12 protein-coding genes and 1 pseudogene are annotated in these 13,237 nt (G+C 66.1%); 8 read left to right on the forward strand and 5 right to left on the reverse strand.

The genetic code is table 11. The features are described 5' to 3' along the window. Window positions 1-101: 101 nt before the first annotated feature. The 5 genes and pseudogenes from aceF to CN538_RS13490 all read left to right on the forward strand — a co-directional run bounded on the left by aceF (window position 102) and on the right by CN538_RS13490 (window position 5,677). Window positions 102-2,204: pseudogene (gene aceF / locus CN538_RS13470) on the forward strand (dihydrolipoyllysine-residue acetyltransferase). A gap of 296 nt (window positions 2,205-2,500) precedes the next feature. Beyond that, complete coding sequence (gene adk / locus CN538_RS13475) at window positions 2,501-3,157, forward strand: adenylate kinase (RefSeq protein ID WP_106419762.1); 657 nt, start codon at window positions 2,501-2,503, stop codon at window positions 3,155-3,157. Between the two features lie 96 nt (window positions 3,158-3,253). Next, complete coding sequence (tsaB, locus tag CN538_RS13480) at window positions 3,254-3,943, forward strand: tRNA (adenosine(37)-N6)-threonylcarbamoyltransferase complex dimerization subunit type 1 TsaB (protein ID WP_106419763.1); 690 nt, start codon at window positions 3,254-3,256, stop codon at window positions 3,941-3,943. Between the two features lie 145 nt (window positions 3,944-4,088). Beyond that, the gene (locus tag CN538_RS13485) at window positions 4,089-4,886 is read left to right on the forward strand and encodes an undecaprenyl-diphosphate phosphatase (protein WP_106419764.1); all 798 of its coding nucleotides are present in this window, start codon (window positions 4,089-4,091) and stop codon (window positions 4,884-4,886) included. After that, the gene (locus CN538_RS13490; RefSeq protein ID WP_106419765.1) at window positions 4,874-5,677 is read left to right on the forward strand and encodes a class I SAM-dependent methyltransferase; all 804 of its coding nucleotides are present in this window, start codon (window positions 4,874-4,876) and stop codon (window positions 5,675-5,677) included. Before CN538_RS13485 ends, CN538_RS13490 begins: the two co-directional genes overlap by 13 nt. Here CN538_RS13490 and CN538_RS13495 read toward each other — a convergent pair. The 5 genes from CN538_RS13495 to CN538_RS13515 all read right to left on the reverse strand — a co-directional run bounded on the left by CN538_RS13495 (window position 5,635) and on the right by CN538_RS13515 (window position 9,735). After that, a complete protein-coding gene (locus tag CN538_RS13495) occupies window positions 5,635-6,645 on the reverse strand; it encodes a DMT family transporter (protein ID WP_106419766.1) in 1,011 nt (336 codons plus the stop codon). The two genes, CN538_RS13490 and CN538_RS13495, sit on opposite strands and share 43 nt — an antisense overlap. Before the next feature lie 152 nt (window positions 6,646-6,797). Further along, entirely contained in the window at window positions 6,798-8,105 is a 1,308-nt protein-coding gene (locus CN538_RS13500) for an arsenic transporter (RefSeq protein WP_106419767.1), read from the reverse strand. 84 nt (window positions 8,106-8,189) lie between these two features. Further along, complete coding sequence (arsH, locus tag CN538_RS13505; protein ID WP_106419768.1) at window positions 8,190-8,912, reverse strand: arsenical resistance protein ArsH; 723 nt, start codon at window positions 8,910-8,912, stop codon at window positions 8,190-8,192. A 5-nt stretch (window positions 8,913-8,917) separates the two neighbouring features. Beyond that, on the reverse strand, window positions 8,918-9,355 hold the full coding sequence (arsC, locus tag CN538_RS13510) for an arsenate reductase (glutaredoxin) (RefSeq protein WP_106419769.1): 438 nt from the start codon (window positions 9,353-9,355) through the stop codon (window positions 8,918-8,920). 8 nt (window positions 9,356-9,363) lie between these two features. Then, a complete protein-coding gene (locus tag CN538_RS13515; RefSeq protein ID WP_106419770.1) occupies window positions 9,364-9,735 on the reverse strand; it encodes an ArsR/SmtB family transcription factor in 372 nt (123 codons plus the stop codon). Between the two features lie 164 nt (window positions 9,736-9,899). Here CN538_RS13515 and CN538_RS13520 point away from each other — a divergent pair, with 164 nt between their 5' ends. From CN538_RS13520 to nspC, 3 genes are all read left to right on the forward strand, one after another. Then, window positions 9,900-10,151, forward strand: coding sequence for a CsbD family protein (locus CN538_RS13520; RefSeq protein WP_106419771.1), 252 nt, complete (start codon window positions 9,900-9,902; stop codon window positions 10,149-10,151). 290 nt (window positions 10,152-10,441) lie between these two features. Continuing rightward, complete coding sequence (locus CN538_RS13525) at window positions 10,442-11,641, forward strand: saccharopine dehydrogenase family protein (protein ID WP_106419772.1); 1,200 nt, start codon at window positions 10,442-10,444, stop codon at window positions 11,639-11,641. 23 nt (window positions 11,642-11,664) lie between these two features. Further along, window positions 11,665-12,843, forward strand: coding sequence for a carboxynorspermidine decarboxylase (gene nspC, locus CN538_RS13530; protein WP_106420654.1), 1,179 nt, complete (start codon window positions 11,665-11,667; stop codon window positions 12,841-12,843). The last annotated feature ends 394 nt before the right edge of the window (window positions 12,844-13,237 follow it).

Raw genomic sequence — 13,237 nt, forward strand, 5'->3', positions numbered from 1 at the left:
AGTTTCCATCGCAGGGTCATCACCCCAACGGGTGGTGACCGCGGCCAGTTGAGCCGGTGCGTGTGCGTGACGCGCTGGCGGATGATCAGAGGAGCGCGACCTTGAGTAGCGAAATCATCAAAGTTCCCGACATCGGCGGTAGCGACGGTGTCGAAATCATCGAGATCTCGGTGCAGGCAGGCGACGTTATCGCCGCCGAAGACACCATGATCGTGCTGGAGTCCGACAAGGCCTCGATGGACGTGCCGGCACCCAAGGCCGGCAAGGTCGTCAAGGTGCTGGTGAAGGAGGGCGACACCGTCTCCGAAGGCGACGATATCCTCGAACTCGAAGCGGAAGGCGAGGGTGACGCCGACGCCGAGCAGGACGAAAGCGACGCCGAAGCGGGTGACGCCCAGGAAGAGAGCCAGGACGATGAGTCCGAGCAGTCCTCCGCCAGCGAAGCGGCGCCGAAGAAGAAGTCCAGCGGTGGCGGCAAGCGCACCGTCGAGGTCAAGGTGCCGGATATCGGCGGTGGTGACGGCGTCGAGATCATCGAAGTCGCGGTGAGCGAGGGTGACGAGATCAGCGCCGAAGACACGCTGATCACCCTGGAGTCCGACAAGGCCTCCATGGACGTGCCCAGCCCCTACAGCGGCAAGATCGTCTCGCTCTCGATCAAGGAGGGCGACAGCGTCTCCGAGGGTGACCTGATCGGCACCATGGAGATTGCCGGTGAGGGCGACGACGACGACGCCGAAGACGATGCGCCGGCGGCGGGCGATGCCGAGGCGCCGAGCGCCGACGACAGCGCCGATGCCGAAGAAGACAGCGCCGACGAAGACGGCGATGACGACGAAGACACCGACGACAGCGCAGGCGGTCGTCAGGAGATTCGCGTGCCGGATATCGGCGGCAGCGAAGGCGTCGAGATCATCGAAGTCGCGATCAGCGAAGGCGACGAGATCGACAAGGAAGACACCCTGATCACCCTGGAGTCCGACAAGGCCTCCATGGATGTGCCCAGCCCGGTCAAGGGCAAGGTACGAGCTGGCGGTCAAGGAGGGCGACAGCGTCTCCGAGGGCGACCTGATCGGCTACGTCGAAGTCGCCGGCCAGTCGGGCGGCAAGAAGAAAGCCGCCAAGTCCAGTGGTGACAAGGGCAAGGCCGAGTCTAAGGCGCCGGCGGCCAAGAAAGACGATGCCAAGGCCGCGACCGACTCGCGCGCGCAGAAGCAGCAGGGCGGCGAGCCGAGCCCGGAAGCGCGGCACAAGCACGGCGATGACAAGAGCGCCGGTGCCCACGTGCACGCTGGCCCCGCGGTACGCAAGATGGCCCGCGAGCTGGGCGTCGAGCTGAGCGAAGTCAAGGGCTCCGGTCCCAAGGGACGCATCCTCAAGGATGACGTCGATGGCTTCGTCAAGCAGGTGATGCAGGCACGCAAGCAGGGCGGTGGGCAGGCAGCAGCGCCCGCAGCCAGCGGCGGTGCGGGCATCCCGCCGGTACCGGCGGTCGACTTCAGCCAGTTCGGCGAGATCGAAGAGAAGCCGATGGGCCGCCTGATGAAGGCAGGGGCGACCAACCTGCATCGCAGCTGGCTCAATGTGCCCCACGTCACCCAGTTCGACGAGGCGGACATCACCGAGCTGGAAGCCTTCCGCAAGGCGATGAAGGACGAAGCGCAGCAGCAGGGCGCCAAGCTCACGCCGCTGCCGTTCATGATCAAGGCCGCGGCCAAGGCGCTGGAGAAGTTCCCGCAGTTCAACGTCTCGCTGCATCCGGATGGCGACAAGCTCATCCAGAAGAGTACTTCCACATCGGCGTGGCGGTGGACACCCCCAACGGCCTGATGGTGCCGGTGATCCGCAATGTGGATCAGAAGGGCATCATCGAGCTGGCCAAGGAGGTGATCGACCTCGCCGGGCGCGCCCAGGAGGGCAAGCTCAAGCGCGACGAGATGCAGGGTGGCTGTTTCACCATCTCCAGCCTGGGCTCGATCGGCGGCACCGCCTTCACGCCGATCGTCAACACGCCGGAAGTGGCGATTCTGGGGGTCTCCAAGTCGCAGATGAAACCGGTCTGGAACGGCTCGGAGTTCAAGCCGCGGCTGATGTGCCCGCTGTCGCTCTCCTACGACCACCGCGCGGTCAATGGGGCCGATGCGGCGCGCTTCACCGCCTATCTGGCTCAGGTGCTCACCGACATCCGCCGCCTGCTGGTCTAAGCGCGCGGTTCGGCAGTACCAGCGCCGATGGCTCCTGCGGGAGCCATCGGCGTTTTTTATGGAAGGCCATCGGCGTTTTTTTATGGATGTCTATCGACGTTTTGGGGATGGTCATCGGCATCTTCGTGCCCCTATCCCCGGGATTTGCCGCCTCGGGCCCGCTCTACGCCCAACCGAGCCTTGTGCGCCCGAGTGGCGAAAGGTATCGTCATGTGCCACTGACGATGTCACCGGCGTCGCCTCGGGCGACCGTGAGGTCACATAAGAACGATGCCATTCATGAAGGAGCTGTATCGATGCGTTTGATCCTCTTGGGCGCCCCTGGCGCTGGCAAGGGCACCCAAGCTCAGTTCATCTGCGAGCACTTCCATATCCCGCAGATCTCTACCGGCGACATGCTGCGTGCCGCCGTCAAGGAAGGCAGCGAACTGGGGATCAAGGTCAAGGAGACCATGAACAGCGGCTCGCTGGTGTCGGACGATCTGATCATCGCCCTGGTCAAGGAGCGCATCGCGCAGCCGGATTGCGCCAACGGCTTTCTGTTCGACGGTTTCCCGCGCACCCTGCCGCAGGCCGACGCCATGAAGGATGCCGGCATCAAGCTGGATCACGTGGTCGAGATCGCGGTCGACGACGAGGAGATCGTCAAGCGTCTGGCCGGGCGCCGCGTCCACCCGGATTCCGGGCGCGTCTACCACCTCGAGTACAAGCCGCCGCGCGAGCCGGGCAAGGACGATGTCACCGGCGAGCCGCTGATCCAGCGTGACGACGACAGCGAGAAGACCGTGCGTCATCGCCTTTCGGTCTATCACGACCAGACTGCGCCGCTGATCGGTTACTATCAGGAGTGGGCCGCTGAAGATCCCGACGCGGCGCCAGCCTACCACCGTATCGCGGGTGTCGGCAGCGTCGACGATATCCGCTCCCGCGTGCTCGCCGCCCTCGAGGGCTGAGACCGTGTGACCGTCCCGCCAGTCGGCGGGGCGGTCGTCGCCACGCTGTTCACGCGCTATACTCGCCCCTCTTTTTGTAGTCACCCCGGGAAACCGATGTCGACGCTGCTGGCCCTAGACGCCTCCTCGACCGCCTGCTCCTGCGCGCTCTGGCGGGACGACGATCTGATTCATCGTTTTGAAATCGCCCCGCGCGAACATACCCGCCGGCTGCTGCCGATGATCGACGAGCTCCTCGCCGAGGCCGATCTCGATCTCGCGGCGTTGGATGCCATCGCCTATGGTCATGGCCCCGGTTCGTTCACCGGGTTGCGCATTGCTGCGGGTATCGCCCAGGGCCTTGCCTACGGCGCCGAACTGCCGCTGATGGGGGTGTCTACTCTCGAGGCGCTGGCACTGGCGGCACACCGCAAGTGGCATGCGCGTCACGTGATCGCGGCCCTGGATGCGCGTATGGACGAGATCTACGTCGGCGCCTATCGCTGTGCCGACGGCGAGCTGACGCCCTGCCTCGAGGAGCGTGTGATCGCCCCCGAGCGGCTGCGCCTGCCGGCGGATAGCGGTGATCGCGAATGGCTGGGCATCGGCAGCGGCTGGCAACTGCTGGCGCGCATGCCGGTGGAAATACAGGCTGTGCTGCCCCAGACCCTGCCCGACGAGCTGCCGGCGGCTGAAGACATTGCGCGTCTCGCTGCTGCCGCCTGGGCGCGTGGCGAGCGCGGCGCGCCGCCGCATGCGGTGACGCCGGTCTATCTGCGCAATGAGGTGGCATGGCGTAAGGCGTAGACCGAGGGCGACGACTGCCTGCGTCGACGCGTGGTGACCAGCCCAGGACGGGCTGAGTCTGGCAGGGCAGGATGACTCGCGGCGGCAGTGGCCATTCCACGCTTATCCCGGGGCGGCTGGCCCCTCTGCAAGGAAACGCTTCATCATGGATGTGTTGCATCTCGCGGCGCTGGCACTGATCCAGGGCCTGACCGAATTCCTTCCGATCTCTTCCTCTGCTCACCTGATCCTGCCGTCGCAGCTGCTCGGCTGGCCGGATCAGGGGCTGGCGTTCGATGTCGCCGTGCACATCGGCTCGCTGGGCGCGGTGCTGGTGGCCTTCCGCCACGAGGTGATCAAGATTCTTTGCGCCTGGTTCGGCCAGTTCGGTGCCCGCGGGCCGAGCCCCGAGAGTCGGTTGGGCTGGGCGATCATCATCGCCACGCTACCGGCAGTGGTGTTCGGTCTGCTGGTCGATGACTGGGTCGAATCCGCCGGGCGCTCGGTGCTGGTGATCGCCACCACCACGATCGTCTTCGGCGTGCTTCTGGGCATCGCCGACGCCCGCGGCAGCCGGGTCGAGCCACTGGGCGCGATGACCCTCAAGCGTGCGCTGCTGATCGGCCTGGCTCAGGCGGTAGCGCTGATTCCCGGCACCTCACGCTCGGGTATCACCATGACCGCCGCGCTCATGCTCGGCTTCACCCGGCAGGCCGCGGCACGTTTCTCGTTTCTGCTCTCGATTCCGCTGATCCTGGCTGCCGGCACCCTCAAGGGAGTCGAGCTGGCGCAGACGGGTACCGCCACCCAGTGGCACGAGATCGCCCTCGGCGTGGGCTTCTCCTTCGTTGCGGCCTGGCTCTGCATCAAGCTGTTCCTGGCCGCGCTCGACCGCATCGGCATGATGCCGTTCGTGATCTACCGTCTGCTGCTCGGTGTGGTGCTGTTCGTATGGGCGACCTGAGCGGCGCTGTGCCGGCGGGTGAAGTGGTGGTGGTGGGCGAGCCGCTGCGCCCGCTGGCGGCGCGCTACGGGCTGACGTGGCGCGCCGAGCCGCCCGCCGAGGGTCTGGCCCTGCGCCAGGGCCCGGCGGGGCTGGAGATCGCCGGTGATCCGGCGCTCTACGGCCACCCCGTGCGTGCGGACTTCGTCAGTGGCGCTGCCGACCATCGGCGCCGCTTCGGCGGCGGCCGTGGCCAACTGGTGGCCAAGGCGTGCGGCTTCGGCAAGGGCGTGGTGCCACAGGTGGTGGACGCCACCGCCGGGCTAGGGCGCGACGCCTTCGTGCTCGCTTCGCTGGGCGCCGAGGTATTGATGGTCGAGCGCGTGGCAGCGATCCATGCGCTGCTCGACGATGCTCTCGCGCGGCTGGCCATTGCCGACGAACTTGGCGAGATAGCGGCGCGGCTGGCGCTGCGCCATGCCGATGGCACCACGGCGCTGGCGGACGCCATCGCCGACTGGCCGCATTCGCCGCAGGTGGTCCATCTCGACCCGATGTTCCCCCACCGGGAGAAATCCGCGTTGGTCAAAAAGGAGATGCGGCTGTTTCGCGAGCTGGCCGGTGCCGACGACGACGCCCCGCAGCTGCTCGCCGCGGCGCTGGATCTCGCTACTCACCGGGTGGTGGTCAAGCGCCCACGCAAGGCGCCGCCCATCGCAGGCCCAGCGCCCCAGCACGTGATCGAGGGCAAGACCAGCCGCTACGACCTCTACGTGCGCCGTTCGCTGCGCGCGGATGCCGCCTCGCCCTGAGCCACTGCCGTGGCTGCCCCTGCGGTCGTGGCCGCCGCCGCAGGCTCGTCTGCCGGCGCCTGTTCCGCGGTCTCTGCCCGGCTCGCTGGGCGCTTGAATAGAATCAGCCACAGCGCCAGCGCGATCAGCGCGCCGCCGGCGGCGTGGGCCCAGGTCACCTGCTCGTCCAGAAACAGCGCGCCCCACAGCACGCCGAACAGCGGCACCAGCAGTGTCACCGTCAGCGGTTTGATCGGGCCCAGCTCCTCGACCAGACGGAAGTAGAGTAGATAGGCCAGCGACGTGCAGGCCAGCCCCAGTGCCAGCAGCGCCAGCCAGACGTGAACATCGTGCCACTCTCCCGCCGTGGGCTGCAGCGTCACCTGGCCCAGCATCAACGGCGCCAGTAGCAGCGTCGCGCCGAGCTGCGAGCCGAGCGCGATCAGGCGTGAATCGAGGCCGCCACGTTGGGCGATCCAGCGCCCCACCAGAAAGCCGCTGATGCCGTAGCAGGCCGCCGCCCCAAGGCAGGCCAGGGCGCCGATCATCAGACCGCTGCTCAGCGCCACCGGCCCGCTGACCACCAGTACAGCCACCCCCATCATGCCGACCACCACGCCGCCCAAGCGCTCGCGGGTCAGCCGCTCGGAAAAGCAGGCGGCGCCGATGAGTACACCCATCAGCGGCGTGGAGGCATTGAGCAGCGCCGAGTAGCCCGCCGGGATGAAGCGTGCGGCGACACAGAAAAGCGCAAACGGTAGCCCCGAGTTGATCATGCCGATCACCAGGGTGGTGACGAACTTGCCATCGAAGCGCCAGCGCACGCGCCACACTAGCAGTACCGCGATCAGGCCGAGAGCGCCGAAGAAGACGCGAAAGAAGGCGGTGGGAAAGACCCCCAGCGCCGGCGTGGCGATGCGCATGAACAGAAAGCTGGCGCCCCATAGCGAGGAGAGGAAAATCAGGCGCAGTACGGCGGGCAATGGCATGGGGCTCCTCCAGGCATCTCTTCCGGATGCGCGCCCGGGGCCGAGGCGCGCTGACATTCAGCAGTCTACGCCCGTTCGGTAGCATCGCCTGGCCATTTACGGCGGCGGTGTTCGAGACGCGCGTGTGGCCACGGCAGTAAGCCTCACTTCGCTCAGGGTGAGATCAGCGGCAGCCACAGCGCTAGCGCGATCAGCGTCGCCAGTAGTACCGGTGGTGTGATCAGCAGCCCGATCTTCATGTAGCGACCCCAGCCGATGCGGTAGCCTTTCTTGGCCAGCACGTGGAGCCACAGCAGCGTCGCCAGGCTGCCGATCGGGGTGAACTTGGGTCCCAGGTCGTTGCCGATCACGTTGGCGTAGATCATCAGTTCGCGGGTCACCGCCGGCACGTCGGCCTGGTGGATCGCCAGGGCCCCGACCAGGGTCGAGGGCAGGTTGTTCATCACCGAGGCGAGCAGGGCGCTGAAGAAGCCGGTGCCGACTGTCGCCACCAGCGGGCCGTGCTGGCCCAGCCACTCGAGCACGCCGGCGGCCAGCGGCGTGAGCCCGGCATGGCCGAGGCCGTAGACCACCAGATACATGCCCACCGAGAACCACACGATCTGCCACGGTGCGTGGCGCAGGGCGTGGCCGACCGATACCACCGCGCCCTGGCCCAGGCGCCACCAGCGCCCGGCGATCGCGATCAGCGAAAGCGCCGCCGCACCGGTGACGAAGGCTACCGGGACGTGCCAGGCGGCGGTGACGAAGTAGGCCACCAGCAGGGTGATCAGCAGCGGAAAGGCGGCGCGGAACACCAGCGGGTCGCGGATCGCGGTGTGCGGCGGGTCCAGCTTCTCCAGCGCGTAACGCTTGGGCACCTGGCGGCCGAAGGCGAGCCACAGCACCACCAGGGTCGCCAGCAGCGAGACCAGATTGACCGGCACCATGACCCAGGCGTAGCGCGAGAACGAAATGCCGAAGAAGTTGGCGCTGACGATATTGACCAGGTTGGAGATCACCAGCGGCAGGCTGGTGGAGTCGGCGACGAAGCCGGTGGCGATGATGAACGCCAGCGCCGCCTGGGGGGAGAATTCCAGACGCAGCAGAATCGCCAGCACGATCGGGGTCAGCAGAAGCGCCGCACCGTCGTTGGCGAAGAACGCCGAGATCACTGCGCCGAGCATCACCACCAGCGGAAACAGCCAGTGTCCGCGGCCGTTGCCCCAGCGGGCCACGTGCAGCGCCGCCCAGGCGAAGAAACCCGCCTCGTCGAGGATCAGCGAGATGACGATCAGACCGACGAAGGTAAAGGTGGCGTCCCAGACGATATCCCAGACCGTGCCGATATCGCCCAGTTGGACGACGCCGGTCGCCAGTGCGAGCACGGCGCCACCGACGGCGCTCCAGCCGATACCCAGGCCGCGGGGTTGCCAGATCACCAGGATCAGGGTGACGACGAAGATGGCCAGCGCCAGCATGCCAGGATTCTCCACAAGGGGCGGCGCGGCGCGGTGAGAGACACCGCCCGGCGCGGGCGCCCGATCATCGATAAGGAAATGCGATCAGAGATCGCGCTGGTTGACTCGGGCGGAGAGCTGGGCTGCGCTCTCCACGCGCTCCGAGTAGCGGTCGGTCAGATAGGCCGCGCGCCCGCGGGTCAGCCAGGTGAACTTCACCAGCTCCTCGCAGACATCGACGATGCGCTGGTAGTAGGGCGAGGCGCGCATGCGGCCAGCGTCATCGAACTCGTTGAACGCCTTGGGTACCGATGACTGGTTGGGGATGGTCAGCATGCGCATCCAGCGGCCAAGAATACGCATCTGATTGATCGCGTTGAAGCTCTGACTACCGCCGCAGACCTGCATCACCGCCAGGGTCTTGCCTTGGGTCGGGCGGATACCGCCCAGCGACAGTGGCAGCCAGTCGATCTGTGCCTTCATCACCGCGGTCATGGCGCCATGGCGCTCCGGGCTCACCCACACCATGCCTTCGGCCCAAGTGGCCAGCTCGCGCAGCGCCGCGACCCGCGGATGCTCTGGGCCCTCGGCATCCGGCAGTGGCAGGTCGCGCGGGTCGAAGGTGGCCACTTCGCAGCCGAAGGCTTGCAGCAGCCGGCCTGCCTCTTCGGCCACCAGGCGCGAGTAGGCACGTTCGCGCAGCGAGCCATAGAGCACCAGGATGCGCGGCGGATGGTGGGGCCCCGCGTCTCCCGCCAGGGCCTCGCCATCGATGGGGGCGAAGGCGCTGGGGTCGAGCTGGGGCAGCGTGTCGAATGACGCAGACATGGCGATTACTCGGCGGCGGGCGGATGGCTGGGCGTCGGTGTCGGCGTCGGGTGCACCACCTCGCCATCTTCCTTGGTGAAGGTGTCAATCGGGTGATCCAGCAGTGACAGCACCACCTCCGAAGGGCGGCACAGCGCGGCGCCCTTGGCGGTGACCACGATCGGTCGGTTGATCAGAATCGGATGGGCCAGCATCGTCGTGATCAGCGTCTCGTCGTCGAGGGTCGGATCGTCCAGGCCGAGTGTGTCGTAAGGGGTGCCCTTGCGCCGCAGCAGTTCGCGCGGCGACAGCCCCGTGGCCGCCAGCAGGGCCACCAGTTGGGCGCGATCCGGCGGGGTCTCGAGATAGTGGATTACCTGGGGTGTCTGCCCTGAGGCTTCGATCATCGCCAGGGCGTTGCGCGAGGTACCGCAGTCCGGGTTGTGATAGATCACGGGGTTCATGGCGTCTCTCATGCAGGATCAGTCGATGGGCGAGGGGGTGATGCCGCGCTGACACAACCGCCGAGCAGGGCATCCAGTGGCGCGCAAACTTCGGGGCTACCGTGGCAGCAGTCGCTGACCAGAAACGCGGCCAGGGCGCCGACAGCGGCGAGATCGGCACGATAGATCATCGAGCGGCTCTGGCGCTGGGCGTGAATCAGGCCAGCGCGGCTGAGCACGGCCAGGTGCGCCGACATCGTGTTATGCGGCACGTCGAGGTGACGCGCTATCTCTCCGGCGGCGAGGCCGTCGGGTTCGTGCCGGGTCAGTAGGCGAAAGGCCGCCAGCCGGGTTGGCTGTGACAGGGCGGCAAAGGCGTCGAGCGCGTTGTTTGTGTCCATGTGTCCAAGAATATAGACATAAATTCGGTACGGCAATCACCACGATGGCCTTTCGACGAGCGTGAGAGCGGTATGACCTTTGTGTGACCTGTATGAGCGGACTACGCTCTAGAGGCTGTCTGGGCGTCGATTCGCCCAGCGCCCTATACGATCAAGGAGGTCGCATGTACGAAGAGCAGATGAAAGGACGCACCGAGTCCCTCAAGGGCCAGGCGGAAGAAGCCGTGGGCCGCTTCACTGACGACGACGAGATGCGCGACGAAGGCCGCGCGCGTCACGCCGCGGGCAAGCTGCAGGCCAACTACGGCGAGAAGCTCGACAGCGTGCGCGAGGCGACGGTCAAGAATCCGATCAGCGCGCTGGCGATCGCTGGCGGTGTCGGGGTGTTCCTGGGAATCCTGCTCGGACGCCGCTGACACGCCCGAGTGCGCTACCCGCGCCCTGACCACAAAAGCCCCGGCCCAGGCCGGGGTTTTCGTCATCAGAGGGTGGGTGTCGACGCAGTTTCACATTTGACGCGGAAAATACTTGAGGCCAGCCTTCGTCGAGGCCATTATCTGCGCCCTTCCCTCGGTCCCTGTGGCCGGCGGAGGACCAAGACCGGGGTGGCATCGGGTCGGGGTGCGCTGAATCTGCACGACAGATGAGTTGCCCACTACCGATAAGACCTTTCACTGTTGACTTTTCCCGATCTGGAATCGAACTCATGAGCAAAGTCCTGATTATTGGCGCCGGTGGCGTCGGCGGTGTCGTTACGCACAAGTGCGCGCAGCATCCCGAGGTGTTCACGGAAATCTGCCTCGCCAGCCGCAACGAAGCCAAGTGCAAGGCGATCGCCGAGCAGTTGCCGCGTCCCATCCAGACCGCCCAGGTCGATGCCGACGACGTGGACGCGATCGTGGCGCTGATCGAATCGTTCAAGCCGGACGTCCTGATTCACGTGGCGCTGCCGTATCAGGATCTGACCATCATGGAGGCGTGCCTGCGCACCGGCGTGCCTTATCTGGATACCGCCAACTACGAACATCCGGACGAAGCCAAGTTCGAGTACAAGGAGCAGTGGGCATTCCAGGAGCGCTACCAGAAGGCCGGCAACATGGCCACGCTGGGCTGCGGCTTCGACCCCGGCATGACCAACATCTACTGCGCCTACGGCCAGAAGAACCTGTTCGACGAGATTCATCGCATCGATATCCTGGATGCCAACGGCGGCGACCATGGCTATCCGTTCGCCACCAACTTCAACCCGGAGATCAACATTCGCGAGATCACCGCGAATGGCCGCTACTGGGAGAAGGGCGAGTGGGTCGAGACCGCGCCGCTGGCCGAGAAGTGCACCTTCGACTTCGACGGCATCGGCGAGAAAGATCTCTACCTGCTCTATCACGAAGAGCTGGAATCGCTCTCCCAGAACATCAAGGGGCTCGAGCGCATCCGCTTCTGGATGACCTTCTCCGAGAAGTACATCACCCACCTCAAGGTGCTCGAGAATGTCGGCATGACCCGCATCGAGCCGATCGAGGTCGATGGTGCCCAGATCTCGCCGCTGCAGTTTTTGAAGCGCGTGCTGCCGGACCCGGCATCGCTCGGCCCGCGCACCAAGGGCAAGACCAACATCGGCGTCATCCTCGACGGCATCAAGGATGGCAAGCGGCGCAAGGTGTACATCTACAACATCTGCGACCACGAGAAGTGCTACGCCGAAGTGCAGTCCCAGGCGATCTCCTACACCACCGGCGTGCCGGCGGTGACCGGCGCCATGCTGATGCTCGAGGGCATCTGGAAGGGCGAAGGCGTGTTCAACGTCGAGCAGCTCGACCCCAACCCGTTCATGGAGCGCATCGGTGAGATGGGCCTGCCGTGGCAGATGGTCGAGCTCGATCCCGACGTCGACCCGCTGGCCTGAGGGCCGGCGTCATGGCTGATGCGATGAGCGACTCCACGCACGCGACGCCGGCGGAGATCTGCGGCTTCGATATCCACGCCTGCCCCTCGCCGGCCTACGTGGTCGACGATGCGCGTCTCACGCGGAATCTGGAACTGCTGGCGCGGGTCCAGGCCGAGAGCGGTGCCAAGATACTGCTGGCACTCAAGGGGTTCGCCATGTGGGACACCTTCCCGCTGGTGAGCCGCTATCTGGTGGGAACCACCGCCAGCGGGCAGGACGAGGCGCGTCTCGGCGCGGAGACCTTCGGCGGCGAGGTGCATGTCTACTCGCCTGCTTTCACCGCGCCGGAGATGGAGGTGGTGCTGCGCTACGCCGACCACCTCAGTTTCAACTCACCCGGCCAGTGGCGCTACTTCCGCGACACCGTCGCGGCGGCGGCACGGCCGGTCTCCTGCGGGCTGCGGGTCAATCCGGAGCACTCCACCGGCGAAGTCGCGCTCTATGACCCCTGCGCGCCGGGCTCGCGTCTCGGCACGCGGGTATCCGAGCTGCGCCCGGGGGATCTGGAAGGGCTGGAAGGGCTCCACTTCCACACCTTGTGCCAGCAGAACAGCGATGCGCTGGAGGCGACCCTGGCGGCTTTCGAGGCCCGGTTCGGCGAGTATCTCGGTGGGCTGCGCTGGGTCAACTTCGGCGGTGGACACCACATCACCCGGGCCGACTACGACGTCGCGCGGCTGGTGCGGGTGATTCGCGAGTTTCGTGCCCGGTATCCGCATCTCGAGGTCTACCTGGAGCCGGGGGAGGCGATCGCGCTGAATACCGGCTTCCTGGTGGCCACGGTGCTGGATATCGTCGACAACGATGGCCCCATCGCGATTCTGGACACCTCCGCGACCGCACACATGCCCGATGTGCTGGAGATGCCGTATCGCCCGGAGATTCTCGGCGCGGCCGAGCCAGGCGCGAAGGCATACACCTATCGCCTGGGCGGCACGACCTGCCTGGCGGGTGATGTGATCGGCGATTACGCGTTCGACGCCCCGCTCGCCATCGGCGATCGGCTGGTGTTCACCGACATGGCCCACTACACCATGGTCAAGACCACCACCTTCAACGGCATTCGTCTGCCGTCGATCTGCCGGGTCGACGCTGAGAGCCGCGAGGTGCGCACGGTCAAGACCTTTGGGTACGAGGACTATCGCCAGCGCCTGGGTTGAAGGCCGGCGTCGCCAGGTGGTATCCGATAAACCCCGCTTCGGCGGGGTTTTTTAATGTCTGAGAACCAGGCACCGGGGCCGAAAAGGTAGCGAGAGGGTAGCGAGAAAGTAGAGGGGGGTAGCGAGAAAGTGGAAAGGTGATAGCGAGCAAAGTAGCGAGAGTCGCGAGCGGGCATAAAAAAAGGCCGCCGAGACGGGGGGGGGGCGGCCAAAGGGCTTGGACAAAGCGTTCGAACATAGCGAGCCAGTGGGAGCTGGCGATGCGACCGGACCAGAGGCTTATGCGGCGACCGGGGCCGAGCGGCTCTCGCTCATTGCAGTCACCGCCGTATCGGCACGCCGCGATTCGTAGCGAGGAGGCTCAAAGTGGTGCGCCGTGCATTGAGCGCAGCGC

The sequence above is a fragment of the Salinicola tamaricis genome, assembly GCF_003006155.1.
In the GTDB taxonomy this organism is placed as follows: Bacteria; Pseudomonadota; Gammaproteobacteria; order Pseudomonadales; family Halomonadaceae; genus Salinicola; species Salinicola tamaricis.

Coding starts and splice junctions, on each gene's coding strand:
- nspC (WP_106420654.1), top strand. CDS start 11,665: ATGAGCGACTCCACGCACGCGACGCCGGCGGAGATCTGCGGCTTCGAT.
- CN538_RS13525 (WP_106419772.1), top strand. CDS start 10,442: ATGAGCAAAGTCCTGATTATTGGCGCCGGTGGCGTCGGCGGTGTCGTT.
- CN538_RS13500 (WP_106419767.1), bottom strand. CDS start 8,105: ATGCTGGCGCTGGCCATCTTCGTCGTCACCCTGATCCTGGTGATCTGG.
- CN538_RS13495 (WP_106419766.1), bottom strand. CDS start 6,645: ATGCCATTGCCCGCCGTACTGCGCCTGATTTTCCTCTCCTCGCTATGG.
- CN538_RS13485 (WP_106419764.1), top strand. CDS start 4,089: ATGGATGTGTTGCATCTCGCGGCGCTGGCACTGATCCAGGGCCTGACC.
- tsaB (WP_106419763.1), top strand. CDS start 3,254: ATGTCGACGCTGCTGGCCCTAGACGCCTCCTCGACCGCCTGCTCCTGC.
- adk (WP_106419762.1), top strand. CDS start 2,501: ATGCGTTTGATCCTCTTGGGCGCCCCTGGCGCTGGCAAGGGCACCCAA.
- arsH (WP_106419768.1), bottom strand. CDS start 8,912: ATGTCTGCGTCATTCGACACGCTGCCCCAGCTCGACCCCAGCGCCTTC.
- CN538_RS13520 (WP_106419771.1), top strand. CDS start 9,900: ATGTACGAAGAGCAGATGAAAGGACGCACCGAGTCCCTCAAGGGCCAG.
- arsC (WP_106419769.1), bottom strand. CDS start 9,355: ATGAACCCCGTGATCTATCACAACCCGGACTGCGGTACCTCGCGCAAC.
- CN538_RS13515 (WP_106419770.1), bottom strand. CDS start 9,735: ATGGACACAAACAACGCGCTCGACGCCTTTGCCGCCCTGTCACAGCCA.
- CN538_RS13490 (WP_106419765.1), top strand. CDS start 4,874: ATGGGCGACCTGAGCGGCGCTGTGCCGGCGGGTGAAGTGGTGGTGGTG.